The following is a 26,025-nucleotide window of genomic DNA, read 5'->3' on the forward strand; positions in this document are numbered from 1 at the left end:
GTCTAGAGTGAAGGCTCAGTATATGTCCGGTTTTCACGAGAAACCGGCCTGTCGCCCCGAACAAGAGAAGCAGCATGGAATGCGCGCAACCCACGCCAGGTGAAGGCAGCTCTGTCCTTTTAATCGTTGATGACTACCCGGAAAACCTGATCAGCATGCGCGCCTTGTTGCAGCGCCAGGACTGGCAGGTCATGACCGCCGCCTCGGGCTTCGAGGCCCTCAGTTTGCTGCTTGAACACGATATCGACCTGGTGCTGCTGGATGTGCAGATGCCGGGCATGGACGGTTTCGAAGTCGCGCGGCTGATGCGTGGCAGTCAACGCACCCGCTTGACCCCGATTATTTTCCTCACCGCCAACGAGCAGTCCCAGGACGCCGTGATCAAGGGTTACGCCAGCGGCGCGGTGGATTACCTGTTTAAACCCTTCGACCCGCAGATTCTCAAGCCCAAAGTCCAGGCGTTGCTGGAGCATCAGCGCAATCGCCGGGCGTTGCAGCGCCTGAGCCACGATCTGGAGGTCGCGCGGGCGTTTAACGCCTCGGTGCTGGACAACGCTGCCGAAGGCATCCTGGTAGTGGGTGAGGACGGCTTGATTCGCTTTGCCAACCCGGCGATGTCGCGGCTGCTCAATGCCACGGTCAAGGACCTGCAAGGCCGGGAGTTTCTGGATTTCCTGCAAAAGCCGCACATCCCGATCTGGGCCGATTCCGACCTGTATACGGGCTACAAACGCGGCGAAACCTCGCGCCTGCACGATGCGCTGTTGCGCACGGCGCCGGGCCAGCAGGTGCCGGTGGCGTTGTCCTGCGCGCCACTGCCCTCCGAGCAACATGCGATGGTGGTGACGGTGCTGGACATGTCGGTGGTGCGCCACCTGCATCAGCAACTGGAGTTCCAGGCGGTGACCGACCCGCTGACCGGGCTGCTCAACCGCCGTGGTTTTCACCAGACCGTGGAAAACCTGCTGCTGCGCGGCGAGCGTTCCGACAGTGCCTGGGTGTTGCTGTACCTGGACCTGGACGGTTTTAAACGGGTCAACGATTCCCTCGGTCACGATGCCGGTGATCGGGTGTTGCGCTGGGTGTCCGAGCAGTTGAAGGCTTGCTTGCGACCCTTCGACATTCTGGCGCGCATGGGCGGCGATGAGTTCACGGCGTTGCTCGACCTGGAATTCCCCGAGCAAGCGGCGAAGATTGCCGAGAAACTGATTGAGCGCGTATCGATCTGTCAGCAGATCGAAGGCCTGGACATTGCCCTCGGTGCGAGCATCGGCATCGCCACGTATCCGGATTGCGGTTCCAACCTCGACGGCTTGCTGCGGGCGTCGGACATTGCGATGTACGAAGCCAAGCGCGCTGGGCGTCAGCAATACCGCTTCTACGATCATGAAATGAACGGGCGGGCACGCTCGCGCCTGATGCTCGAAGAAAGCGTGCGTACCGCCATCGAGAACCGCGATTTCAATTTGGTGTATCAGCCGCAAGTGGCAATCAATGGCGGGCAGATTCGCGGCTTCGAAGCGTTGCTGCGCTGGCAACACCCGAGTGTCGGCGATGTTCCGCCGGGGCTGTTTTTGCCGTTGCTGGAAGAGGCGCGGTTGATCAGTCGCCTGGGCAGCTGGATTTACCATCGCAGCGCCAAGCAGCGCAAAGCCTGGGAAACCTTGTTCGCCGATGACCTGGTGCTGGGGGTGAGTCTGAGCAGTACGCAATTCGGCATGCCCAATCTGGTGACCGAGTTGCGGCAAACGCTGGAGCGCCATGAATTGCGGCCGAGTCAAATAGAGGTCGAAGTCACCGAAGAAGCGTTGATGATCAACCCCGACGAAACCCGCAAGCAACTGCGTTTGCTGCGCAATCTGGGGGTTAGGGTGGCACTGGATGACTTTGGCTCGGGGCCGTGTTCACTGGCGCATCTGCGGGATCTGGAGCTGGACACGCTCAAGCTTGACCGGCATCTGATTGCGCGGTTGCCGGAGTCGACGCGGGATGCCTCGCTGGTGCGCACGGTGATCGACCTGTGTAAACAATACGGCCTGCTGGTGATCGCCGAGGGCGTGGAAACGGTGGCGCAATATGAGTGGCTGCAGGCCAACGGCTGCGAATATGTGCAGGGCTTCCTGGTGGCGCGGCCCATGACCTCCGACGATGCCGGAGAGTTTGTGCAGCCCTTCGACTGGAGCGCGCTGCCCCGCTGAATTCGCTACACTGGCGACCTTTTCGTGATTCGTGTTGCCCGCCCAATGACCGCGTTGAAATACCTCCAGGCCTATCCCGCTGCGTTACAGGACCAGGTGCGCCAGCTGATCGCCGACGGTCGGCTGGGCGACTACCTGGATCAGCGTTACCCGCAAAAGCACGGCGTGCAAAGCGACAAGGCGTTGTACACCTATGCCTTGGACCTGAAGCAGGAATACCTGCGTAACGCCCCGGCCATCGATAAGGTGTTGTTCGATAATCGCCTGGACCTGACCCACCGCGCCCTCGGCCTGCACACCACGATTTCCCGGGTGCAGGGCGGCAAGCTCAAATCCAAGAAAGAAATCCGGGTGGCTTCGCTGTTCAAGGAAGCGCCGTCGGAGTTTCTGAAAATGATCGTGGTGCATGAGCTGGCGCATTTCAAAGAGTCGGATCACAACAAGGCGTTTTACAAGTTGTGCGAACACATGTTGCCGGGGTATCACCAGGTGGAGTTTGATCTGCGGGTGTATCTGACTTGGCGGGATATGCAGTAAAGGAGTGTCCGAATGGACGTCAGCAAAACCAAAAGCAGCTTCTACCGCCGGTTGTACGTGGCGTACCTGATCGACAGCGGGCTGGCCAGCAGCGTCCCGACCCTGACCGAAGTCACCGGCATGCCCCGGCGCACGGCCCAGGACACCATTGCGGCGTTGGCGGATCTGGATATCGTCTGTGAGTTCGAACAGGAAGACGGCGCGCGCAACCATGCCGGGCGTTATCGGATTCGCGAGTGGGGGGCGATTGATCGGGGGTGGATCGAGCGCAATTTGCGGCAGATTAAAGCGGTGCTGGAATATCCCTAGGGTTTTGTGGCGCCTGTACCGGCGCCTTCGCGGGCAAGCCTCGCTCCTACGTTGTTCGCGTTGTACACACATGATGCGGGCAACCCAAACACCCTGTAGGAGCACGGCTTGCCCGCGAAGAGGCCCTCAAGAACGCCGCATCCCGATATGCGGAATATCATCCTCCAGGTATTCCTCCCCAACCGCGACAAACCCATATCGCCCGTAATACCCCTGCAAATGCGCTTGCGCCGACAGATAGATCGGCACTTCGGGCCAGCGCTTCTCAGCCTGTTTCAACGCCTGCTCCATCATTTCATGCCCCAGCCCCTGGCCACGACCTTCCGGCGCTGTCACCACCCGCCCGATCACCACGTCGCCGCCTTGTAACTCCGGGTCGAGCAAACGCAGGTACGCCAGCAGCGCATCCCCGTTCCAGCCCATCAAATGGCAGGTGTCGCCTTCCAGATCCTGGCCGTCGACGTCCTGATAAGCACAGCGCTGCTCGACCACAAACACTTCGGCGCGCAGTTTCAAAATGGCATACAGCTGCTCTTTCCCCAGATCGCTGTGATGTTTGCAGACCCACTCGATTGTCATCTTCACATTCCTTGAACTACGTCCTGCCGATACTAAGCGTCCCGGCGAAAGATGTCTTGATGGCTGAGAAATCTGTGACAAAGGCCAAAATGCCATCATTCATTTCGCGCGCCGTTGTCTTCTTTGTGTAATCTGCAAGTCAGCGCTGTGCAGTGGCTTCAATGAGCTAAGGTTTAGTACCGCTACGCCGGTAGTCGAGTCTTGGGGTTTTAGCTGAAAAACACATCGGGCAGCCCGCCCGCTAAGGATTTTCTAGCATGCCGCGATTGCATCGAGCTCTTGCTTTGATTGGCTTGCTGTTGCTGTTGCTGACTCAGACTGCGGCAGCGGAAAAGCTGCGTCTGGTGGCCGATGCCTGGCCACCTTTTACCGACGCTACGCTGGTCAATGGTGGCTTGGCCACGGACATCGTCAGCACGGCGCTGGCCCGGGCCGGCTACGCCAGCGATTTCGAGCAGGTGCCCTGGGCGCGCGCCTTGCTCGGCGTGGGCGAGGGCCGTTACGACGTGCTGGTCAATGCCTGGTACAACGACGACCGGACCAAGCTCGGGCAGTTTTCCTCTGAGTACCTGCTCAACCGCGTGCGCTTCATCAAGCGCAAAGACGCGCCGATCGAATACAACAACCTGCAGCAACTGCACACCTACCCGATCGCCGTGGTGCGCGGTTATGCGTATTCGCCGGAGTTCGATGAAGATGCGGCGCTGCAGAAAGTCCCGGTGCATAACTTCGCCATGGCGGTGCGCATGCTCGCGGCGGACCGGGTCAAGCTGACCCTGGAAGATGAGTTCGTTGCCCGTTATTACCTGGCCCGGGAGTCATCCAAAGTCCGTAATTCCGTGGAGTTCCTGCCCAAGCCCTTGAGCGAAAACAGCCTGCACATTCTGGTCAGCCTGAAGAACCCGGCGCATGAACAGATCGTGGCGGGGTTTGATCGGGAGATTGCGGCGATGAAGGCGGATGGGAGTTATGAACGGTTGTTGAAACAGCATGGGATGTGAGGCGTTGCTGAGCCGGATTTAGGGATGTGGCGGAGGACGCCTTCGCGGGCAAGCCTCGCTCCTACATGGGTTTTATCGTGTCGAGAATCGCAGCGCGCCCAGTCCTGTAGGAGCGAGGCTTGCCCGCGAAGAGGCCCGCCCAACCACCGCACATCTCAGACCTCGCTGGTGTCTTTAATCAGATGCGCCGCGAGGGTCCGCAACGGCCCCAACTGCCGGCAGATCAACGCCAACTGCGTCTGCACCAGCCGCTGACCTTCATCGATCTCATCCGGCATCTGCTCCAGCTCATTGGCCAACGCCTCTTCCGCATCGCTCTGAATCGCAATCGGCAGTTTGCTCGCCAGCCCCTGGGCGATCTCATCGATGCTCGCCGCCAGGCTCACCCCGGCGCCGTCGATCAAATGCTCACGCACATCCGGCGGCAGTTGCGTCTCGCGGTGCGCGCCCAGCCCTGACAAGTAGCTCAGCAGCGTGTGGGACAGCACCAGGAAACGGAACCCGACATCCGCTTCTTTCCGGAAATGCCCCGGCTCCATCAGCATGTTGGCCAACGTGGTCGACAGCGCCGCATCGGCGTTGTGCGCATTGCGTCGGGCCAGGCGATAGGCGAGGTCGTCGCTTTTGCCGGCGGCGTATTGCTGCATGATCTGACGCAGGTAGATGCTGTTGCAGGTCAGGGTGTTGGCCAGCACTTTGTTCAGGCGTCGACCCTGCCAGTCCGGCAGGAACAGGAATACCGCGAGGCCGGCGATCAGGCTGCCGAGCAAGGTATCGAACAGGCGCGGCAGGAACAGCCCGTAACCGTCGCCGACCTGGTTGAAACAGAACAGCACCATCAAGGTGATCGCCGCGGTCGCCAGGGTGTAGCGGGTGGTGCGGTTGATAAAGAACACCACCCCGGCGGCGATGGCGAAGCACGACTGCACCAACGGGTTCGGGAACAGATCGAACAGCGCCCAGGCCAAGGTCAGGCCGATGGCGGTGCCGATGATCCGCTGCCCGAGTTTACGCCGGGTCGCGCCGTAGTTCGGCTGACAGACAAACAGCGTGGTGAGGATGATCCAGTAACCCTGGGACGGGTGGATCAAATGCACCATGCCGTAGCCGATGCTCAACGCCAGGGGCAAACGCAGGGCATGGCGGAAGAGCAACGAGGTTGGCGTCAGTTGCGTGCGCAAGCGCAGCCACACATCCTTGAGATTGCGCGGCGAGCGGTCGAGCAGGCTGCTGTCGGTGGCGTCGGCGAGGGCGTCGGGGTTGCTCGCGTCGCTGAGCAAACGGTCCAGCGTGCCGAGGTTGGCCGCCAGTGCGCGCAACGAGCGCAGCAATCCGCGCCAGGCCGGGTTGCTCTGGATGCGCAGGTGTTCGAGGGAGGCGTGCAGGTCGCCCAGTGCTTCGGCGAAGCTGGCGTCATAGATGAACGGCTGGCGCATCTGGATCGATTCCGCCAGGGCGCGGCAGGCCTTGCCTTGTTGGCGCAGCAGGCGCTGACAACGGAACATCACGTCGCTGTGGAAGAACGCGTCGGCCAGGGCGTTGTAAGGGTAGTGCGAAGAACTGGCGCGCTCGTGGATGTCCTGGGCGAGGAAGTACAGCTTGAGGTAACGGCTGACTTTCGAGCCTGGCCGACCGTTGCCGACCCGGTGCAGGATGATTTCCTTGGCCACGTTCAGCGCGGCCACCACGCGGCCGTTTTGCTGGGCCAATTCCAGGCGCCGGGCTTCCACGTCCAGTTGCCGGATCGGTTCGAACAGCGACGATTTGAGCTTCAGGTACAAACCTAACTCACGGAACAACCGCGCCAGACTCTGCTGCACCGGCTGATTGGAAAACAGCGCCTGCCACAACACCGAGAGCAGGCCGTACCAGGCGGCGCCGGCCACCAGCAGCACCGGTTCGTGCCAGAAATCAGTCACCGCGCCGCCGCGTTGGTCCACGCCGATCATGGTGTAGACCGAAAGGATCAGCGTCGCCGAGGCAATCGCGCCATAGCGTTCACCCAGCGCCCCGAGCATGGTCAGGCCGAAGGCGGCCAGCGCCAGGGCGATGATAAAAATGACGGGGTAGGGGAAGAGCAGTTCGACCGAGAGCGCGGCGATGCTGAAACACACCAGCGTCACCGCCAGTGCGTTGAGGCGGCCCTGCCAACTGTCGTCGGTCTCGGCCAGGGCGCTGGCGATGATGCCCAGGAACAACGGGATCAACAGCCCCATTTCATCCTGGTACCAACAGACGGCCATGCTGCCGGTCAGGGCGATGAACACCCTTACGCTGTAACTGAATTTATCCAGCGCCCAGAGGCGACGCAGAGACTGACTGAACGGGGTCGATGACATGAAGTGCGAGGGCCTTCCGAGGCGATGACGCTAAATTGAGCCAGTAATGACGCCGACGCAATGGCGCCGATCACATCTGACAGCAAAATCTGTTCCCTTGATGGTTCTGTGTTGTCTGTTCGGACGCTTTCGACTTGCCCGCGAAGAACGATAACGCGGTGTATCAGACGTACTGCGCCGCCGCATAACCCGAAGCCCACGCCCACTGGAAGTTGAAACCCCCCAGATGCCCGGTCACATCCAGCACTTCGCCAATGAAATACAAACCAGGGCTTTTCAGCGATTCCATGGTCTTGGACGACACTTCATGAGTGTCAACGCCACCCAGGGTCACTTCAGCGGTGCGATAGCCTTCGGTGCCGGCGGGCACGATTTTCCAGCTCGCCAGTTTTTCGGCGATGTCGGCGATTTCCGCATGGGTGTATTGCTTCATCGGTTTGGAGACGAACCAGTTGTCCGCCAACAGGTTGGCCATCTTCTTGGTGAAGATTTCCCCCAGCAGGGTTTTCAGTTCGCTGTTTGGGCGTTCGGCTTGTTGCTGTTGCAGCCAGCTCGGCACGTCGTGGTCCGGCATCAGGTTGATTGCTACCGTGTCGCCAGATTCCCAGAACGACGAAATCTGCAAAATCGCCGGGCCGCTGAGGCCGCGGTGAGTGAACAGGATGTTCTCGCGGAAGCTCTGCTCGTTGCAGCTCACCAGGCAATCCACCGAGGTACCGGACAGCTCGGTGCACAGTTCTTTAAGCTGATCGGTGATGGTGAACGGCACCAGGCCGGCGCGAGTCGGCAGCAAATCGTGGCCGAACTGCTTGGCCACTTGATAACCGAAACCGGTGGCGCCCAAGGTCGGGATCGACAGACCGCCGGTGGCGATGACCAGGGATTCGCAGGTGATTTGGCCGAGTGTGGTGTCCAGCAGGTAACCGCTTTCGAGTTTCTCGATGGTCTGGATCGAGGTGTCCAGGTGCAGGCTGACGCCGACCTGATCGCACTCGCTCAAAAGCATTTCGAGGATGTCGCTGGATTTGTTATCGCAGAACAGCTGGCCGAGCTTCTTCTCGTGGTACGGCACGCCATGTTTGGCGACCATGCCGATGAAATCCCACTGGGTGTAGCGGGCCAGGGCGGATTTGCAGAAGTGTTCGTTCTGCGAGAGGAAATTGCCCGGTTCGGTGTACATGTTGGTGAAATTGCAGCGGCCACCGCCCGACATCAGGATTTTCTTGCCGGCCTTGTTGGCGTGGTCGAGCAACATCACCTTGCGCCCGCGCCCGGCGGCGGTCAGCGCACACATCAACCCTGCGGCGCCAGCGCCAATGATCACGACTTCGGTAGAGCGCAAAACGGTGTCCTCACACAATGATCGTTCCCACGCTTTGCGTGGGAATGCCGCCATGGACGCGCTGCGTCCGCCGTTATGTGACGCGGAGCGTCACGGGATGCATTCCCACGCAGAGCGTGGGAACGATCAGGATCAGAGGATGCGCACGCGCAACGAACGACCTTTGATCTTGCCGTCGTTCAAACGCTGCAACGCCTGTTTGGCGATCCCGCGTTCCACAGCCACAAACGCCTGGAAATCGAAGATCGCAATCTTGCCGACCTGGGCGCCCGGAATACCGGCGTCGCCGGTCAGTGCGCCGAGAATGTCGCCCGGACGCACCTTGTCTTTACGACCAGCGCCGATGCACAACGTGCTCATCACCGGCAGCAGCGGCGCGCCGCCCTGGGAGGTGAGGTTGTCGATCTGATCCCAGTTCAACGGCGACTGCTGCAGCTTCTCGATGGCTTGCGCGCGGATGGCTTCGGATGGTGCCACCAGGCTGATTGCGATGCCTTTCTCACCGGCGCGGCCAGTACGGCCAACACGGTGAATGTGGATTTCCGAGTCACGGGCCAACTCGACGTTGATCACCATGTCCAGCGCATCGATGTCCAGGCCGCGAGCGGCGACGTCGGTGGCGACCAGTACCGAAGTACTGCGGTTGGAGAACATTGCCAACACCTGGTCGCGGTCACGCTGTTCCAGATCGCCGTGCAGGCCGACGGCGGAGATGCCTTTGGAGGTCAGGTGATCGACGGTTTCCTGAACTTGCTGCTTGGTGAAGCAGAAGGCCACGGTGGACGCAGGGCGGAAATGGCCGAGCACTTTGGTGACAGCGCTCATGCGCTCTTCCGGGGAGATTTCGTAGAAGCGCTGCTCGATCTGCGAGTCGTCGTGGAACGCCTCGGCCTTGACGATCTGCGGGTTGCGCATGAACTTCGCGGCCAGTTGCTTGATGCCGGTCGGGTAGGTGGCCGAGAACAGCAGGGTCTGGCGGCGTTCCGGGGTCTGGGCAATGATTTCTTCGATGGAATCGTAGAAACCCATGTCGAGCATGCGGTCGGCTTCGTCGAGGATCAGGGTGTTCAGGCCATGCAGGATCAGCGAACCCTTGCGCAGGTGCTGCTGGATCCGGCCCGGGGTGCCGACGATGATGTGCGCGCCGTGCTCCAGGGAACCGATCTGCGGGCCGAGGGACACGCCGCCGCACAGGGTCAGGACCTTGATGTTGTCTTCGGCACGGGCCAGACGACGAATTTCCTTGGCCACCTGGTCCGCCAGCTCGCGGGTCGGGCAGATGATCAGCGCCTGGCAACCGAAGAAGCGCGGATTGATCGGGTTCAGCAGGCCGATGCCGAAGGCGGCGGTCTTGCCGCTGCCGGTCTTGGCCTGGGCGATCAGGTCCATCCCCTTGAGGATCACCGGCAAGCTTTGCGCCTGGATCGGCGTCATCTCGGCATAACCCAAAGAGTCGAGGTTAGCCAGCATGGCGGCGGACAGCGGCAAAGTATTAAAAGCGGTGGCGATGGTGGTCACGGGACGGGCCTGCAAAACAAAATGTCGCGCAGTGTATCAGGCCTGCGCGCTGCACCTGCAAATTCTGGACGAGAAGCACGTTGTAGCAGCTGCCGAGGCACGAGGCTGCGTTGTGTGTCCGCAGGACCGCCCTCGGGGGCCGCTTCGCAGCCCGACGCAGCCTCATGCCTCGGCAGCTGCTACGGGTCAGTGTTCGATGTCGTGTTCGCGGCTGACCACCCGTCGGCCATCATTGGGTGACAGTTGCGAGAAGATCGTCGCCGCCAGCATCGCCATGATCCCGACCGTCACAAAGGTCAATTGGAACGCACCCAAAACCGTCTCCACGCCATCGTTTCCAACCTCTGCGGTAAAGCCGCCAAGCAGCGCACCGGCACAGGCCACACCCAGGCTGAGCGACAATTGCGCCACCACCGACAGCAAACTGTTGCCGCTGCTGGCGCTGGCGTCGTCGAGGTCGATCAGGGTCACGGTGTTCATCGCGGTGAACTGCAAGGAGTTGATCGCGCCGGCAATCGCCAGCATCACCAACAGCAGCCAGTACGGCGTTTGCTCGGTGACCAGGCCCATGCTCGCCAGCATGACGCCCAGCGCCAGGGTGTTGCCAGTGAGGATGATGCGATAGCCGAAGCGCTCGATCAGCGGTCGCGCCACGGACTTGGCGAACATCGCCGCCGCAGCGAGTGGCAACATGCTCATCCCGGCCTGGGACGGCGAATACCCCAGCGCCACTTGCAGCAGCAACGGCACGAGGAACGGCAGGGCGCCGCTGCCCAGGCGGGCGAACAGATTGCCGAGAATGCCCACGGCGAACGTCCGGGTCTTGAACAGCGACGGCGCAAACAGCGGATTATCGATGTGCCCGGCCCGTAACCAATAAGCCGCGAGGCAGGCCATGCCGCCGAACAGCAGCAACATCACGCGAAGATGCGGCAGGTGCAATTCGCCGAGGCCTTCCATGGCGATGGTGATCAGCACCATCGCCGCGCCGAACAGCAGAAAGCCGAGGCTATCGAACCGCGTGCGTTCACTGCCGCGCAGGTCGGGGATGAACTTCCACACCGCGTAGCAACCGATCACGCCAACCGGCAGGTTGATCAAAAAGATCCAGTGCCACGACAAGTACTGCACCATCCAGCCGCCGGTGGTTGGCCCGAGCAAAGGGCCGAGCAGACCGGGAATGGTGATGAAACCCATGATCCGCACCAGTTCCGAACGCGGGTAGGCCCTGAGAACAACCAACCTGCCGACCGGCAACATCAAGGCACCGCCCAGGCCTTGAATGATCCGCGCACCGATCAACATGCTCAGCGTGCTCGATAACGCGCAGAGCAACGAGCCGATGCTGAACAGCAGGATCGCGCCGAAGAAGATCTTCTTGGTGCCGAAACGGTCGGCGATCCAGCCCGAGGCGGGGATCAGCAAGGCGACAGTGAGCATGTAGGCGATGATCACGCCTTGCATGCGCAGCGGGTTTTCCGCCAGGTCCAGGGCCATGGCCGGCAGGGCGGTGTTGAGGATGGTCCCGTCGAGGGACTGCATGAAGAAGGCAATGGCGACGACCCACGGTAACCAGCGGGCAGTGACAGCATCGAGAGGCGGGCGGTTGGGCATGGGACCTCTGGTGGGTTTATCAATGATCGTTCCCACGCTCCGCGTGGGAATGCATCCTGTGACGCTCTGCGTTACGCCTTCAATAGGACGCGGAGCGTCCCGGGCTGCATTCCCACGCGGAGCGTGGGAACGATCTGGGTCAGAGGGTCAACGTCAACCGGCTGACAAGCGCCCCCGGCAATAAAGACGACGCCGTCGCCCGCTGACTGTAAGTACTCGCCGACAGCAGCAACTCGCGCTCCTGGGTCAACGCTTCCAGCTGCGAACCGAGCAGGTTGTAGGCGCTGTCATCAAAACGCATGGTGCTCACCGGTGCCTGGATCTCGCCGTTCTCGACCCAGAAGGTCGCGAACCGCGTCATGCCGGTCAAGCGCGCCGCCGGTTGGTCCGAGTAGTTCAGGTACCAGAGGTTGCTGATGTACAGCCCTGTGCCCAGTTGCTTGAGAATCTCGGCTTCAGGCAATGCGCCGGGCGCCATGTTCAACGCACTCGGCATCTCACCGCCACCGGCACCGTTGGCCGTCAGGCTATATTCCGCGGCACTGCGTGAGCTGACCATTTGCGCGCCGGCCTTGCCGGCGACGATCAACCCAAGATCACTGCGCGGATAACCTTCGCCGGAAAACGCCGGACTCAGGGAACCGCTGACCTTCTCATCGACGGACACCAACGGGCTGAACGACTGATCGCCAGCGTAGAGCTTCTGCAACGGACTGTTCTTGCTGGCAATCGACTGCGCCGAGAAACCGCCCCAGCCGAGCATGTCCATGATTTCTTCCATGGCGGCAGGGGCCAGGTAAGCGCGGTACTGCCCCGGTGCCAAGGTGCGCAAAGGTCGACCGAGAAATGCCAACTGCTCGCGTGCTTGCTGGAAGCGCTTGGCAAAACCTTCGCTGCTCCAGTCGTGCCCGGCGTAACTGGCTTTCACCGCTTGGCCGTTTTCATGCACCAGACTGAAATCGAAGTTGAAGCTGTTGGCCTGATGCCAGCCGAACGCGCCCGAAGAACTGGCGAAGCCACGGCTGATCGGCCCGGCGGCGTAGAACCCGACGAGGTCGAGCCCTTCGGCGGCCTGGGTGATTTCAGCAACCACTTGTTCGGTGTCCGGCAGCGGGTGATCTTGAACATTGTTGCTCTGCCAACCGTTGTGGTTGAGCAGCAAGTACGGATCCTGCGGCAGCAACGGCAAGGTTTCGCGCAGCTGTTGCAGCCCTTCGGCCAGGCGCAGCACATCGACTTCGGCATCACCCGACAGCGTGATGTTCAGGTCGGCGTGGCGACCCTCGTCGATCAGTTTGAAACCGACGCTCGCCTGCTGCACCTGCCCGGCCTGACGGACCTTGGCGTGGTTGAAACGCACGAAGGCCGAGGACTCGGCGGCGTAGCTGAGGGTGAATTGTTCCGGTTCGCGAATCGCATCGCGCACCCAGTTGACCAAGACATTGAACGACTCGGCCTGGTTGTCAGGGGCGCTCGTAAAGTGAGTCATCAGGCATCTCCCCCAAACACATCCACATTGCTGAACACACAGGCCGGCGACGCATGGCCGACGCGAATCACCTGGTTCGGTTCGCCCTTGCCGCAGTTCGGCGTGCCCAGGACCTTGACAGTGTCGGCGTTGCCAACAGCGCTGAGGCTTTTCCAGAAGTGCGCGGAAATTGCCCGATAGTTCGGGTTCTTGACCACGCCTTTGAGTTCGCCGTTTTCGATCAACTGGCCCCATTCGCAGCCGAACTGGAACTTGTTGCGCGCATCGTCGATGGACCAGGAACGGTTGGTGCTCATCAAGATGCCGTGTTCGATATTGCCGATCATTTGCTCCAACGGTTGATCGCCAGACTCGATGTTCAGGTTGGCCATGCGATCGATCGGCGGACGGTTCCAGCTGCAAGCGCGGCTGTTGGCCACGCCGTCCATGCCCGCGCGGAATTGCGACAGCGCACCGCCCAATGGCCGCAGCAACAGGCCTTCCTTGATCAGGAATTGTTTGCTCGCGGCGGTGCCGTCGTCGTCATGGCCGTAACTGGCCAGTTGCTCTGGAATGTCCGGGTCGAAGGTCACGTTGAGCAGTTTGGAGCCGTATTGCAGGCGGCCAAAGTCTTCGGCCTTGACGAAACTGGTGCCGGCGTAATTGCGCTCGTCACCGAGGATGCGGTCCAGTTCCAGCGGATGGCCGATGGATTCGTGGATCTGCAGCATCATCTGGTCTGGCATCAACAGCAGGTCGCGTGGGCCTTTCGGGGTGTTCGGCGCCAGCAGCAATTGCAGCGCCTGATCGGCGATTTTCGGTCCGGCGCCGACCAGGCCACAGCGGCTGATCACATCAAAACCGCCCTGCTGGCCAAAGTTCTCGCGGCCCAGGGTGCGGGTCTGGCTGTCGTTGCCGTCGTAGGCGGTGACTTCCAGGCTCGGGTAGACGAAACGCTGGGCCTGGCGCAGTTCGGCGCCGGCGTTGCTGAGGTAGATTTGCTCGACGTTGGTGATGCCGATGCTGACTTCCCAGTTCACCAGTCGCTCGTCCTTGGGCACGGCAGCGGATTCGGCGCCGAGCAGTTGGTAGCAGTCGCTCAGGGACGGGAAGGGTTGGTCGAGGTTCGGCGAAAAGTAATCGGCGCGGTCGCTGGAAACGACTTGCGCGCTCAGGTCGAGCAAGGCGTGGGGTTTGAGTCGGCGGGCTTGTTGCTCGGCCTTCTCCAGCGCGGTTTGCAGGCCCTGTTGCGACAGGTCGTTGGTCGCGGCGTAGGCTTCGACGCCGTTGACCCGAACGGTCAGCATCGCGCCTTCGTCCCGGCGCAGGCTCGGCGGCTCGGCGACATTCTTGCGTACTGACAGGTATTGGCCGGACTCGCGTACATAACGCAGCGAAAAGAATTCAGCGCCCGTGCGCAAGGCAGCAAAACGCTGCTTGAGCTGGGGGTGGAAATCGAACATTCGAGAACCTCCTTGGTCTGGAGAAGCGGCGTATCGGTGCAGCGAGGGGGTGAAACGTTTGCGTGGCGCTAGATTAGGCCTGCGCGGGGGGTAGGATCAAGCATGAAGCGGTGTAGGAAAGGATTGCCGGTGTGCGGAGATCGTTCCCACGCTCTGCGTGGGAATGCCGCCATGGACGCTCTGACGGGATGCATTCCCACGCAGAGCGTGGGAACGATCAGGGGAGGTTACTGCGCGGTAGGGCTCACATCCCGCATCGGCTTGCCACGCACCGGTGCATCACCGGCGACGAAGTAGTCAGCGGTGCTGCGCGGCAATGGCTGGCGACCACGGATCTTGTCGGCGATTTTCTCGGCGATCATGATCGTAGGCGCGTTCAGGTTGCCGGTGGTGATGATCGGCATGATCGAGGCATCGACCACACGCAGGCTCTGCATCCCGTGTACACGGCCTTCAGCATCAACCACGGCCATTTCGTCGGTGCCCATTTTGCAGGAGCAGGACGGGTGGAACGCGGTTTCGGCGTGTTCGCGGATGAACTTGTCGAGCTGCTCATCGGTTTGCACGTCGATGCCCGGGCTGATTTCGCGGCCACGGTAAGCGTCCAGCGCAGGCTGTTGCATGATTTCACGGGTCAGGCGGATGCCGTCGCGGAATTCCTGCCAGTCCTGCTCGGTGGCCATGTAGTTGAAGAGGATGCTCGGGTACTCGCGCGGATCCTTCGACTTGGCCTGGATGCGACCACGGCTCGGCGAACGCATGGAACCCATGTGCGCCTGGAAACCGTGCTCTTTCACACCGTTGCTGCCGTTGTAGTTAATCGCCACCGGCAAGAAGTGGTACTGGATGTTCGGCCAATCGAATTCTTCGCGGGTACGGATGAAACCGCCGGCTTCGAACTGGTTGCTGGCGCCGATACCGGTGCCGTTGAACAGCCATTCGGCACCGATGGCTGGCTGGTTGTACCAGAGCAGCGACGGGTACAGCGACACCGGTTGGGTGCAGGCGTATTGCAGGTACAGCTCAAGGTGATCCTGCAGGTTTTCGCCGACGCCTGGCAGGTCGTGGACCACCGGGATGTCGAGTTTTTTCAGCAGTTCGGCCGGGCCGACGCCCGAGCGTTGCAGGATCTGCGGCGACGCGATGGCGCCGGAGCACAGCAGCACTTCTTTGCGCGCCTTGGCTTCAACGCGCTCTTCAGCGGCGCCGATCAGGTAACGCACGCCGACCGCACGCTTGCCTTCGAACAGAATCTTGTCGGTCAGGGCGTGGGTGACGATGGTCAGGGTCGAGCGCTTCTTGGCGATGTCCAGGTAACCACGAGCGGTGCTGGCGCGACGGCCGTTCGGCGTCACGGTTCGGTCCATCGGGCCGAAACCTTCCTGCTGGTAACCGTTCAAGTCTTCGGTGCGCGGGTAACCGGCCTGCACGCCTGCTTCAACCATCGCGTGGAACAGCGGGTTGTTGCCGGCTTTTGGCGTGGTCACGCTGACCGGACCGTCGCCACCGTGGTAGTCGTTCGGGCCGATGTCGCGGGTTTCGGCCTTGCGGAAATACGGCAGGCAGTCGAGGTAGGTCCAGTTTTCCAGGCCCGGCAGTTTCGACCAGTTGTCGTAGTCCATCGCGTTGCCGCGGATGTAGCACATGCCGTTGATCAGCGAGGAACCACCGAGGCCTTTGCCGCGACCGCATTCCATCCGGCGACCGTCCATGTAAGGCTCTGGATCGGTTTCGTAGGCCCAGTTGTAGCGACGGCCTTGCAGCGGGAACGCCAACGCGGCCGGCATTTGCGTGCGGAAGTCGAGACGGTAATCCGGGCCGCCCGCTTCGAGCAGCAGGACGGTGACGCCTTCGTCTTCAGTCAGACGGGTCGCCAGGGTGTTACCGGCCGAGCCGGCACCGATGATGATGTAATCGTATTCTTGGGACATTAAATGCACCCTCATTGAAGTTGGTCAGGTCGCCCGTAGCAGCTGCCGAGGCACGAGGCTGCGTTGGGTGCGCAGCGACCCCCGGGGGCGGTCCTGCGGACGCGCAACGCAGCCTCGTGCCTCGGCAGCTGCTACAGGGTTTTCAGCGTCTGCTTAGAAAACCGAGGCGTAATCGCCCAGTTCGACCTGTACCGATTTGATGCGTGTGAAGTTGTTCAGCGAGCTGATCCCGTTTTCACGGCCAACACCCGACTGCTTGTAGCCGCCGACCGGCATCTTCGCGTCGGACTCGCCCCAGGCGTTGATCCAGCAGATACCGGCTTCCAGTTGATGAATCACGCGGTGAGCGCGGTTCAGGTCCTTGGTGACGATACCCGCGGCCAGACCGAAGTCGGTGTCGTTGGCACGACGGATCACTTCTTCTTCGGTGTCGTAGGTCAGGATCGCCATGACCGGGCCGAAGATTTCTTCGCGAACGATGGTCATCTCGTCGGTGCAGTCGGTGAACACGGTCGGTGCCACGAAGGCGCCTTTGGCCAGGTCGCCTTCGGTCAGGCGATTGCCGCCGCACAGGACGCGAGCGCCTTCTTCCTTACCTTTGGCGATGTAGCCCAGCACGCTTTCCATATGGGCGAAGCTGACCAGCGGGCCGAAGTTGGTGTTCTCGTCTTCCGGGTTGCCGATGCGGATACGGGCAACGCGCTCGGCGATCTTGGCTTCGAAAGCGGCTTTCAGATGCGTCGGGATGAACACGCGAGTGCCGTTGGTGCAGACCTGGCCGGAGCTGTAGAAGTTGGCCATCATCGCGGTGTCGGCGGCGCGATCGAGGTCGGCGTCGTCGAAGATGATCAGCGGGGATTTGCCGCCCAGTTCCATGGTCACTTCTTTGAGCGACGAGCTCGAAGCGCTGGCCATGACCTTCTTGCCGGTGTCGGTGCCGCCGGTGAAGGAGATTTTTTCGATGCGTGGGTGCTCGGTCAGCCAAGTACCGACTTCACGGCCGCTGCCGGTCAGCACGTTGAACACGCCAGCCGGAACGCCGGCTTCGGTGTAGATCTCGGCCAGTTTCAGCGTGGTCAGGGAGGTGACTTCGCTTGGCTTGAAGATCATCGCGTTACCGGCCGCCAGGGCCGGTGCGGATTTCCACAGGGCGATCTGGATCGGGTAGTTCCACGCGCCGATACCAGCGACGACGCCCAGCGGCTCGCGACGGGTGTAGACGAAGGACATGGTGCGCAGTGGAATCTGCTCGCCTTCGATGGCGGGCACCAGGCCTGCGTAGTATTCCAGCACGTCAGCGCCGGTGACGATGTCGACGTACTTGGTTTCGGAGAAGGATTTACCGGTGTCCAGGGTTTCCAGGGCGGCCAGTTCGTCGTTGCGCTCGCGCAGGATGTCGACGGCACGACGCAGGATGCGCGAACGCTCCATGGCGGTCATGGCGGCCCAGATTTTCTGGCCCTTTTCAGCGCTGACCACAGCACGCTCGACGTCGTCGAAGGTCGCGCGCTGTACTTTTGCGAGGACTTCACCGTTAGCCGGGTTGATGGCTTCGAAGGTGGCGTCGCTGCTGGCGTCGGAGTAGCCGCCATCGATGTAGAGTTTTTGCAGTTCGAAACGGGCCATAGTGTCCTCGCAAGTGCATAAGTGGTTGGCGTTGGTCACCGGGTGCCGTGGAGCGTTGGCGATCGGTGACGGTTCAGGGGCTGAGCGGTTATGTGTGCTCTAGCTCACCTGCTTGGCCAATTGGAAATCCATGTATTCGTAAGCGATGCGGTGCGCTTGCTCAGTGTCGAAAGCATCTCCCGACAGGGCGCCGCGCAACCACAAACCGTCGATCAGGGCTGCCAGGCCGCGAGCTGCACTGCGCGCATCATCGAGCGGCAATACACGGCGGAACTGGCAACACAGGTTGGAATACAGGCGGTGATCGTTGATCCGCTGCAACCTGTGCAATGACGGGTGGTGCATGCTGGTGGCCCAGAAGGCCAGCCAGGTTTTCATTGCCGGGCCATTGACTTGGCTGGCGTCGAAGTTGCCTTCGATAATCACCTGAAGGTGCGCCCTTGGGCTGCTGTCCTCCAGCGCTTGACGACGCGCGGTGACGTTCTCGCTGAGGACGCTCATCAGATACTGCGCCGTGGCAGCAATCAGGCCGTTCTTGTCCTGAAAATAGTGACTGATGATGCCATTCGAGACACCGGCCAAACGGGCGATCAGCGCAATGCTGGCGTCCCCCATTCCGACCTGATCGACAGCCTGCAATGTGGCTTCGATCAATTGCTGGCGGCGGATGGGTTGCATACCGACCTTGGGCATCTTGCACATCTCCTTAGGCCTTCCGACGGACGAAAAACGTCTGTCGGATTGAGGGCCAGTCTATTTTGTTTTGATTGAACGTTCAATCAACAAAGAATAAGATCTGCGACAATTCGTCGCTGTCTACCGGTTTTTGCTACGTGTAGCTGGCGGAAAAACGACATCTGAAACCGCTCGAAACCCCTGCGCACAGGCGCTCCCGGGCTTCGGGCTTTTTTCGGGCTGTCTTTATATCACCCGCCGGTCGGCTGCCAACTAACCGATTGGTCGGGTAACGCGTTGCCTTGTGTTCTTCTCTCGCACTGCCTGGAGCATCTGTGCCATGAGTTCTGCCTCTCTTATAAAGACCCCACCCGAGAAGGTGACGGTCAACGGTTGGGTGTTCTACACCTCTACCGCGTTGATCCTGTTGTTGACCGCCATTCTGATCATCGCCCCGCAAGAGGCGGGCAGATTGCTCGGCATTGCCCAGGCCTGGTTATCCCGCAGCTTCGGCTGGTACTACATGGTGGTGATCGCCGCTTACCTGGTGTTCGTGGTCGGCCTGGCGTTCTCGTCCTACGGCAAACTCAAACTGGGCAGCAAGGACGACACCCCGGACTTCAGCTACGGCGCCTGGGCGGGGATGCTGTTTTCGTCGGGTATCGGCATCTCGCTGCTGTACTTCGGTGCTTCCGAGCCGCTGGACCACTATTTCAACCCGCCGGAAGGCGTAGCCGGCAGCAACATGGCCGCGCGTCAGGCGGTGCAACTGACCTTCTTGCATTGGGGCCTGCATGGCTGGGCGATCTACGCATTGGTCGGTCTGGCCGTTGCTTACTTTGCTTACCGTCATAACCAGCCGCTGGCATTGCGCTCGGCGCTGTATCCGCTGGTGGGCGAGCGTTGGGTCAAAGGCGCGGCCGGGCATGCGGTGGACGGCTTCGGCATGTTCGTGACCCTGCTGGGGCTGGTGACGAACCTGGGGATCGGTTCGCTGCAAGTGTCCTCGGGGCTTGAAAACCTGTTCGGCATGGAACACAGCAACACCAACCTGCTGATCGTGATCATCGTGATGAGCACCGTGGCGACCATCGCGGCCGTGTCCGGCGTGGAGAACGGCATCCGTCGTCTGTCCAACCTCAACATCGTGCTGTTCAGCGGCTTGCTGATTTTCGTGCTGCTGTTCGGCCCGACGTTGCACCTGCTCAACGGCTTCGTGCAGAACATCGGCGACTACTTGAACGGTGTGGTGCTGAAGACCTTCGATCTGTATGTGTACGAAGGCGACAGTGACAAGTCCGACCGCTGGTTGGGCCTGTGGACCCTGTTCTACTGGGCGTGGTGGATTTCCTGGGCGCCATTCGTAGGCATGTTCATCGCGCGTATTTCCCGTGGTCGCACGGTGCGTGAACTGGTGGCCGGCGTATTGCTGATCCCGCTGGGCTTCACCCTGGCGTGGCTGTCGATCTTCGGTAACTCGGCCCTGGACCTGGTGATGAACCATGGGGCGGTGGAGCTCGGGAAGACGGCGCTGGAACAGCCATCGATGGCGATCTACCAGTTGCTGGAGCATTACCCGGCGTCGAAGATTGTGATCGGCGTGTCGATCTTTGTCGGTTTCGTGCTGTTCCTGACCCCGGCGGATTCCGGCGCGGTGATGATGGCCAACCTGTCCTGCAAGGGCGGCAACGTTGATGAAGATGCGCCGCACTGGTTGCGGATCTTCTGGTCGGCGGTGATTACCCTGGTGACCATCGGCCTGCTGTTTGCCGGTAACTTCGAAGCCATGCAAACCATGGTGGTGCTGGCCGGTCTGCCGTTCTCGGTGGTGCTGGTGTTCTTCATGTTCGGTTTGCACAAGCAGATGCGCCAGGATGTGCAGGTCGAACAGGAGCAAGCGGAACTGGCCGCACGCGGTCGTCGTGGTTTCAGCGAGCGCTTGACCCAGCTGGACCTGCAACCGAACCAGTCGATCGTGCAGCGCTTCATGGACAAGCAAGTCAGCCCGGCGCTGGAAGATGCGGCGGTGCAATTGCAGGCTCAAGGCCTGGAAGTGCAGACCTTGCTCGGTAAATCCAAGCGTTGCATGGGCCTGCGGATCGAGATGGAAGAGGGCAACCCTTTCGTCTACGAAGTGAGCCTGGACGGCTACCTGGCCGCAGCGAGCGAGACGGTGTCGGCCGAAAGCGCCGATGAACCTCGCGCACGCTACTACCGCGCCGAGGTGTACCTGCACAACGGCAGCCAGGACTATGACCTGATGGGCTTCGCTCAGGATCAGATCACCCGTGACGTGCTCGATCAGTTTGAAAGCCATCGGCAGCTCCTTGGCCGTGTCTATAGCTGAGACTTGAGGTGATGCGGTAAAGCTGTTGTGGCGAGGGAGCTTGCTCCCGCTTGAGTGCGTAGCACTCACAAGTTTTTGGGGTTGCTTCGCAACCCAGCGGGAGCAAGCTCCCTCGCCACAGTTGTCAGCATTCCAAGCCAAATATCTGCACTAACAAAAACGCCGCGATCCTCTCGCGGCGTTTTTGTGTCTGTTGCCTTAACCCAGGTTCTTGCCGAGCAGTGCGTGGTACAGCTCGCTGTCGCCGAGGATCCCCACCACTTTGTTGTTGTCGTGCAGCACCAGTTTGTTGCCGGTCTGGTAACGAATCTGCAGCGCTTCGCGCATGCCAATGTTGGAGTCCACCAGCGTTGGCCGACGACCCAAGCCTTCAACCGATTGCCCAGGCGCCCAGTTCTGCAAGTCCATGCTCGCACCGTTCTGGCGTGCGCCCTTGATGGTGTTGCCTTCGGCCAGGTCCAGCCACGAATCGCCGCCCGGATCCAGGCACACCGAACCGTTGATGCGTTTGCAGTTGTCCAGCGTGCGCATCAGGCTGCGACCGCACAAGACATTCAGCGGATTGGTGTGGGCGACGAAGGTCCGCACGTAATCGTCCGCCGGGTTCAGCACGATCTCTTCCGGCACGCTGTACTGCACGATGCGCCCGTCTTTCATGATCGCAATCCGGCTGCCGAGCTTCAGCGCTTCATCAAGGTCGTGACTCACGAACACGATCGTCTTGTTCAGCTTGCTTTGCAGTGCCAGCAACTCGTCTTGCAGGCCTTGGCGAATCAACGGGTCAAGGGCCGAGAACGGTTCGTCCATCAACAGAATGTCGGCGTCCATCGCCAGCGCGCGGGCCAGGCCCACCCGTTGCTGCATACCGCCGGAGAGTTCGTCGGGCTTCTTGTTACGCCACTGGGTCAGGCCCACCAGCTCAAGCTTGTCGTCCACCAGTTTGCGCCGCTCTTTCTCTGGGCGACCCTGCATTTCCAGGCCGAAGCTGATGTTCTCGCGAACGGTCAGCCACGGCATCAGGGCGAACTTCTGGAACACCATCGCGATGCGCTGGGTGCGCATCATTTTCAGTTCTGCCGGGGTACAGGAAGCGATATCGATCTGCTTGCCTTCGTGCTCGACGAACAACTTGCCACGGCTGACCGTGTTGAGGCCGTTGATGCAGCGCAACAGGCTGGATTTGCCGGAGCCGGACAGGCCCATCAGTACGCAGATTTCACCTTTTTCGACGTCCAGGCTGGCTTTTTCAACGCCGACGATCTGCCCGGTCTTTTTCAGGATCTGGTCGCGGGTCATGCCCTGGTCGAGGAGTTTGAGCGCCTCACGCGGATCTTTGGCGAAGATCACGTCGACGTCTTCGAAGCGAATAATGCTCATGCGTCACCCCCTACTTTAGCGTCGGGTTGTTTGCAGATACGGTCGAGCATGATCGCCAGCAGTACGATTGCCAACCCGGCTTCGAAGCCCAGGGCGATATCGGCGGTGTTCAGTGCGTTGACCACAGGTTTGCCCAGACCGTCGGCGCCCACCAGTGCGGCGATCACCACCATCGACAACGACAGCATGATGCACTGGGTGATACCGGCCGCGATGCTTGGCATGGCGTGGGGCAGTTCGATGCGCGAGAGCAGCTGACGGCGCGAGCAGCCAAAGGCTTTGCCGGCGTCCATCAGTTCTGCGGGAACATCACGGATACCCAGGTAGGTCAGGCGGATAGGCGCGGCAATCGCGAACACCACCGTCGAAATCAGACCCGGGACCACGCCCAGCCCGAAGAGGGTCAGGGTTGGAATGAGGTACACGAAGGTCGGTACGGTCTGCATCAGATCGAGCACCGGCCGCATCAGTGTGTAGAACATCGGTTTGTGCGCGGCGACGATGCCCAGCGGCACGCCGATGACCACGCAGACCAGGGTCGCGAAGAGCACCTGGGCGAGGGTTTCCATGGTTTCCTGCCAATACCCCAGGTTGAGGATCAGCAGAAAGGAGGCGATGACGAAAACGGTCAGCCCCCACTTTCGTTGAATGAAATGTGCCAGTAGCGCGATGAGGCCGATCAATGCCAGCGGGTTGAACCAGGTCAGCGCAAACGTCACGCCGTGGATCATCGTTTCCAGTGTCACGGCGATTGCGTCGAAGGTGCTGGCGCCGTGTTGCGTCAACCATTCAACGAAGCCCGCGATGTACTGGCCTAAGGGGATTTTCTGATCAATCAGCATGGTAGTGAACGTCCGCATGCAAGGAAATAAACAGCCCGGGCGGGGCAAGCCCACCCGGAGTAGCGATTACTGCGCGAGCTTGGCTTTCACGGCCTCCAGGCCTGGTTTACCGTCAATGGTGGTCACGCCAGCGAGCCAGGTATCGAGCACCTGTGGATTCTTTTTCAGCCAGGCCTTGGCAGCTGCGTCAGGCTTCATCTTGTCGTCCAGGATGTTGCCCATCAGCGAGCTTTCCATGTCTACGGTGAATTCCAGGTTTTTCAGCAGAGTGCCGACGTTGCTGCATTCCTGGACGTAGCCCTTGCGGGTGTTGGTGGCTACCGTGGCCGCACCGAAGTCCGGGCCAAAGAAGTCATCGCCACCGGTCAGGTATTGAATCTTGAAGCGTTTGTTCATCGGGTGCGGTGCCCAGCCGAGGAAGACCACGGCGGTATCGCGTTTCTGTGCGCGGTCGACCTGGGACAGCATCCCCGCTTCGCTGGACTCGACGACTTTGAAGCCGGCGGTTTTGAGGCCGTAGGCGTCCTTGTCAATCATGGTCTGGATCAGGCGGTTGCCGTCGTTGCCTGGCTCGATACCGTAGATCTTGCCGTCGAGTTCTTTCTTGAATTTGGCGATGTCGGCGAAGTCATGCAGCCCTTTGTCGTACAGCGCTTGCGGCACGGCGAGGGTGTACTTGGCGCCTTTGAGGTTGGTGCGCACGACGTCAACGGTACCGGCATCGCGGTAGGCCTTGATGTCGTTTTCCATGGTCGGCATCCAGTTACCGAGGAACACGTCCATGTTCTTGCCATCGGCCAGGGACTTGTAGGTCACGGGCACGGAAATCATGGTGGTCTTGGTTTTGTAGCCCAGGGCGTCGAGTACAACGCTGGTGGTCGCGGTAGTCGCGGTGATGTCGGTCCAGCCGACATCAGAGAAGTTTACGGTGCTGCACTGAGCGGGTTCTGCGGCTTGAGCCAGTAACGGCAAACTCAGCATGGCGGCCAACAACAACGACGGGGAACCTTTCATGGGTGGACTCCTTGGTGTTTTTTTTGGCAGTGTTCCGACTGGACCACCGCACTTATAGGTTGCGGTTGGTGGCGTTTTTTAAGACAGCTCTACCACGGCGCCTTGCAATCGAGTCGATACGATCATGTACCAGTGAAAATCTGACGCCTACAGGGGGCGTCGTAACCAGTACAGGGATGGTCGCATCCAGTGTCAGTGACGTCGTTTACAGCTTTTTTCTGCCCTGTTTGCCGCTCTGAACCGCAAAAAAACGGCGAAAACGCAGCGTCGACGACCCGCGGCGTTGTTGGACATGAGTGCGTCGGTGTGAGACGTCGAACGACACCGCAAAAGCCTGATGATGCGGCCATCTCGGCGGATTGCAGCTTGAGCGTAGCAGCTCCGTCACTGGGCGCTTTTGCGCCTGGAGTTGGTACATCCAGGAGTTCGGCAGTAATGGCTATCAGCGTTTTCGACCTGTTCAAAATCGGCATTGGCCCTTCCAGTTCGCACACCGTCGGCCCGATGCGGGCAGCGGCGTTGTTCGTGCAAGGTTTGCGTGAGCAGGGTCTTTTGGAACAAGTAAGGCGTGTCGAAGTTCAGCTTTACGGGTCGTTATCGGCCACCGGCATCGGTCACGGCAGCGATAACGCCGTGATCATGGGCCTGATGGGCGAGTGGCCGGACGCGATCGATCCGTCGAAGATCGGCCTGCATATCGAAACCCTGCGCGAAACCCACACCTTGTTACTCGACGGTCGCTTGTCGGTGCCGTTCATCTGGGCTCGCGACATGCGCCTGATCGACGAGAACCTGCCATTTCACCCGAATGCCATGACATTAATTGTAGAAGGCGATCACGGGGAGCTGCACCGCGATACCTACTATTCGATTGGCGGCGGTTTTGTCGTCGATGAGGCGCAAGCGTCCAGTGGCGTTGTGGATCTGGATCGCACCGTTTTGCCGTATGACTTCTCCAGTGCGGTTGAACTGCTTGAGCTGTGCCAGAAGCACAATCTGCGCGTGGCCGAGCTGATGCTGGCCAACGAGAAGGTCTGGCGCAGCGAGGACGAAATCCGCGCCGGCCTGATGAAACTCTGGCGTGCCATGCAGGATTGCGTCGACCAGGGCCTCAAACACGAAGGCATCCTGCCCGGCGGGCTGAATGTGCGCCGGCGTGCCGCCAAGTTGCACCGCAGCCTGCAAGAGCTGGGTAAGCCCAACGTGATCGGCTCGACCTTGAGCGCGATGGAATGGGTCAACCTGTTCGCCCTGGCGGTCAACGAAGAAAACGCAGCCGGTGGGCGCATGGTCACGGCGCCGACCAACGGCGCGGCGGGGATCATTCCGGCGGTGTTGCACTACTTCATGAAGTTCAGCGAAGTGGTGACCGAGGCCAACGTGGTCGACTATTTCCTCAGTGCGGCAGCGGTGGGGATCCTGTGCAAGAAGAACGCGTCGATCTCCGGTGCCGAAGTCGGTTGCCAGGGCGAAGTCGGCTCGGCGTGTGCCATGGCGGCGGCGGGGTTGGCGGAGATTCTCGGCGCCACGCCCGAGCAGTTGTGCAACGCGGCGGAAATCGGCCTGGAACACAACCTCGGCCTGACCTGCGACCCGGTCGGTGGGCTGGTGCAGGTGCCGTGCATCGAGCGCAATGCGATTGCCGCGGTGAAAGCGATCAATGCCGCGCAGATGGCGTTGCGTGGCGATGGTCAGCACTTTATCTCGCTGGATCGGGTGATCCGCACCATGCGTGATACCGGCGCGGACATGCATGACAAATACAAAGAGACATCGCGCGGCGGGTTGGCGGTGAGTGCGGTGGAGTGTTGAGACCGCTCAACTCTCTGGTGAAAAGAGTACTTG

At 60.8% G+C, this 26,025-nt stretch carries 19 protein-coding genes; 6 read left to right on the plus strand and 13 right to left on the minus strand.

From position 1 onward, the window contains the following. The first annotated feature begins 74 nt into the window (after positions 1 to 74). Genes HKK52_RS23020 through HKK52_RS23030 form a run of 3 tightly spaced genes read left to right on the plus strand, consistent with a single transcriptional unit; the run spans position 75 to position 3,044 of the window. Positions 75 to 2,198: a putative bifunctional diguanylate cyclase/phosphodiesterase gene (locus HKK52_RS23020; protein ID WP_169372723.1), complete on the plus strand. Its 2,124-nt coding sequence runs from the start codon at positions 75 to 77 to the stop codon at positions 2,196 to 2,198. Between the two features lie 45 nt (positions 2,199 to 2,243). Then, a complete protein-coding gene (locus tag HKK52_RS23025; protein WP_169374284.1) occupies positions 2,244 to 2,735 on the plus strand; it encodes a M48 metallopeptidase family protein in 492 nt (163 codons plus the stop codon). A 12-nt stretch (positions 2,736 to 2,747) separates the two neighbouring features. Beyond that, a complete protein-coding gene (locus tag HKK52_RS23030) occupies positions 2,748 to 3,044 on the plus strand; it encodes a winged helix-turn-helix domain-containing protein (protein WP_123404302.1) in 297 nt (98 codons plus the stop codon). A gap of 126 nt (positions 3,045 to 3,170) precedes the next feature. On the opposite strand, the gene HKK52_RS23035 is transcribed toward HKK52_RS23030, so the two are convergent. Next, positions 3,171 to 3,623, minus strand: coding sequence for a GNAT family N-acetyltransferase (locus HKK52_RS23035; protein ID WP_169372724.1), 453 nt, complete (start codon positions 3,621 to 3,623; stop codon positions 3,171 to 3,173). A gap of 257 nt (positions 3,624 to 3,880) precedes the next feature. Here HKK52_RS23035 and HKK52_RS23040 point away from each other — a divergent pair, with 257 nt between their 5' ends. After that, positions 3,881 to 4,624, plus strand: a complete 744-nt coding sequence (locus tag HKK52_RS23040) for a substrate-binding periplasmic protein (RefSeq protein ID WP_169372725.1) — start codon at positions 3,881 to 3,883, stop codon at positions 4,622 to 4,624. A gap of 155 nt (positions 4,625 to 4,779) precedes the next feature. On the opposite strand, the gene yccS is transcribed toward HKK52_RS23040, so the two are convergent. The 9 genes from yccS to betI form a co-directional block, all read right to left on the minus strand. Beyond that, complete coding sequence (gene yccS / locus HKK52_RS23045) at positions 4,780 to 6,963, minus strand: YccS family putative transporter (RefSeq protein WP_169372726.1); 2,184 nt, start codon at positions 6,961 to 6,963, stop codon at positions 4,780 to 4,782. A gap of 163 nt (positions 6,964 to 7,126) precedes the next feature. Then, on the minus strand, positions 7,127 to 8,305 hold the full coding sequence (locus HKK52_RS23050) for an NAD(P)/FAD-dependent oxidoreductase (protein WP_169372727.1): 1,179 nt from the start codon (positions 8,303 to 8,305) through the stop codon (positions 7,127 to 7,129). A gap of 132 nt (positions 8,306 to 8,437) precedes the next feature. Next, on the minus strand, positions 8,438 to 9,823 hold the full coding sequence (dbpA, locus tag HKK52_RS23055; RefSeq protein ID WP_133835654.1) for an ATP-dependent RNA helicase DbpA: 1,386 nt from the start codon (positions 9,821 to 9,823) through the stop codon (positions 8,438 to 8,440). Between the two features lie 186 nt (positions 9,824 to 10,009). Further along, positions 10,010 to 11,437, minus strand: a complete 1,428-nt coding sequence (gene mdtD, locus HKK52_RS23060; protein WP_169372728.1) for a multidrug transporter subunit MdtD — start codon at positions 11,435 to 11,437, stop codon at positions 10,010 to 10,012. Between the two features lie 139 nt (positions 11,438 to 11,576). Further along, positions 11,577 to 12,926, minus strand: coding sequence for a TldD/PmbA family protein (locus HKK52_RS23065; RefSeq protein ID WP_169372729.1), 1,350 nt, complete (start codon positions 12,924 to 12,926; stop codon positions 11,577 to 11,579). Then, positions 12,926 to 14,368 (minus strand): TldD/PmbA family protein, encoded by a 1,443-nt coding sequence (locus HKK52_RS23070; protein ID WP_169372730.1) that lies wholly within the window; start codon positions 14,366 to 14,368, stop codon positions 12,926 to 12,928. Before HKK52_RS23070 ends, HKK52_RS23065 begins: the two co-directional genes overlap by 1 nt. A 227-nt stretch (positions 14,369 to 14,595) precedes the next feature. Continuing rightward, positions 14,596 to 16,299, minus strand: coding sequence for a choline dehydrogenase (gene betA, locus HKK52_RS23075; protein WP_169372731.1), 1,704 nt, complete (start codon positions 16,297 to 16,299; stop codon positions 14,596 to 14,598). Positions 16,300 to 16,452: 153 nt separating this feature from the next. Beyond that, positions 16,453 to 17,925: a betaine-aldehyde dehydrogenase gene (gene betB / locus HKK52_RS23080; RefSeq protein WP_169372732.1), complete on the minus strand. Its 1,473-nt coding sequence runs from the start codon at positions 17,923 to 17,925 to the stop codon at positions 16,453 to 16,455. Between the two features lie 99 nt (positions 17,926 to 18,024). Beyond that, complete coding sequence (gene betI / locus HKK52_RS23085; protein ID WP_010466984.1) at positions 18,025 to 18,618, minus strand: transcriptional regulator BetI; 594 nt, start codon at positions 18,616 to 18,618, stop codon at positions 18,025 to 18,027. Positions 18,619 to 18,997: 379 nt separating this feature from the next. Between betI and HKK52_RS23090 the strand changes: the two genes are divergently transcribed. Next, positions 18,998 to 20,947 carry a BCCT family transporter gene (locus HKK52_RS23090; protein ID WP_237150807.1) on the plus strand — a complete coding sequence of 650 codons (1,950 nt, stop codon included), beginning with the start codon at positions 18,998 to 19,000 and terminating at the stop codon, positions 20,945 to 20,947. Positions 20,948 to 21,145: 198 nt separating this feature from the next. Here the strand turns inward: HKK52_RS23090 and choV are convergent, their stop codons facing one another. The 3 genes from choV to HKK52_RS23105 all read right to left on the minus strand — a co-directional run bounded on the left by choV (position 21,146) and on the right by HKK52_RS23105 (position 24,180). Further along, positions 21,146 to 22,324, minus strand: a complete 1,179-nt coding sequence (choV, locus tag HKK52_RS23095; protein ID WP_169372734.1) for a choline ABC transporter ATP-binding protein — start codon at positions 22,322 to 22,324, stop codon at positions 21,146 to 21,148. Then, on the minus strand, positions 22,321 to 23,166 hold the full coding sequence (choW, locus tag HKK52_RS23100; protein WP_169372735.1) for a choline ABC transporter permease subunit: 846 nt from the start codon (positions 23,164 to 23,166) through the stop codon (positions 22,321 to 22,323). Before choW ends, choV begins: the two co-directional genes overlap by 4 nt. 66 nt (positions 23,167 to 23,232) lie before the next feature. Continuing rightward, entirely contained in the window at positions 23,233 to 24,180 is a 948-nt protein-coding gene (locus tag HKK52_RS23105) for a choline ABC transporter substrate-binding protein (protein ID WP_169372736.1), read from the minus strand. Between the two features lie 435 nt (positions 24,181 to 24,615). Between HKK52_RS23105 and HKK52_RS23110 the strand changes: the two genes are divergently transcribed. Further along, positions 24,616 to 25,992 (plus strand): L-serine ammonia-lyase, encoded by a 1,377-nt coding sequence (locus tag HKK52_RS23110; protein ID WP_133835664.1) that lies wholly within the window; start codon positions 24,616 to 24,618, stop codon positions 25,990 to 25,992. Positions 25,993 to 26,025: the final 33 nt, after the last annotated feature.

It is taken from the genome of Pseudomonas sp. ADAK2 (assembly GCF_012935755.1).
GTDB lineage: Bacteria > Pseudomonadota > Gammaproteobacteria > Pseudomonadales > Pseudomonadaceae > Aquipseudomonas.

Bases quoted from the DNA above. Each gene is read 5' to 3' on its own strand.
- HKK52_RS23020 (WP_169372723.1), top strand. From the start codon at position 75: ATGGAATGCGCGCAACCCACGCCAGGTGAAGGCAGCTCTGTCCTTTTA.
- HKK52_RS23025 (WP_169374284.1), top strand. From the start codon at position 2,244: ATGACCGCGTTGAAATACCTCCAGGCCTATCCCGCTGCGTTACAGGAC.
- HKK52_RS23030 (WP_123404302.1), top strand. From the start codon at position 2,748: ATGGACGTCAGCAAAACCAAAAGCAGCTTCTACCGCCGGTTGTACGTG.
- HKK52_RS23035 (WP_169372724.1), bottom strand. From the start codon at position 3,623: ATGACAATCGAGTGGGTCTGCAAACATCACAGCGATCTGGGGAAAGAG.
- HKK52_RS23040 (WP_169372725.1), top strand. From the start codon at position 3,881: ATGCCGCGATTGCATCGAGCTCTTGCTTTGATTGGCTTGCTGTTGCTG.
- yccS (WP_169372726.1), bottom strand. From the start codon at position 6,963: ATGTCATCGACCCCGTTCAGTCAGTCTCTGCGTCGCCTCTGGGCGCTG.
- mdtD (WP_169372728.1), bottom strand. From the start codon at position 11,437: ATGCCCAACCGCCCGCCTCTCGATGCTGTCACTGCCCGCTGGTTACCG.
- HKK52_RS23065 (WP_169372729.1), bottom strand. From the start codon at position 12,926: ATGACTCACTTTACGAGCGCCCCTGACAACCAGGCCGAGTCGTTCAAT.
- HKK52_RS23070 (WP_169372730.1), bottom strand. From the start codon at position 14,368: ATGTTCGATTTCCACCCCCAGCTCAAGCAGCGTTTTGCTGCCTTGCGC.
- betA (WP_169372731.1), bottom strand. From the start codon at position 16,299: ATGTCCCAAGAATACGATTACATCATCATCGGTGCCGGCTCGGCCGGT.
- betB (WP_169372732.1), bottom strand. From the start codon at position 17,925: ATGGCCCGTTTCGAACTGCAAAAACTCTACATCGATGGCGGCTACTCC.
- betI (WP_010466984.1), bottom strand. From the start codon at position 18,618: ATGCCCAAGGTCGGTATGCAACCCATCCGCCGCCAGCAATTGATCGAA.
- choV (WP_169372734.1), bottom strand. From the start codon at position 22,324: ATGAGCATTATTCGCTTCGAAGACGTCGACGTGATCTTCGCCAAAGAT.
- choW (WP_169372735.1), bottom strand. From the start codon at position 23,166: ATGCTGATTGATCAGAAAATCCCCTTAGGCCAGTACATCGCGGGCTTC.
- HKK52_RS23105 (WP_169372736.1), bottom strand. From the start codon at position 24,180: ATGAAAGGTTCCCCGTCGTTGTTGTTGGCCGCCATGCTGAGTTTGCCG.
- HKK52_RS23110 (WP_133835664.1), top strand. From the start codon at position 24,616: ATGGCTATCAGCGTTTTCGACCTGTTCAAAATCGGCATTGGCCCTTCC.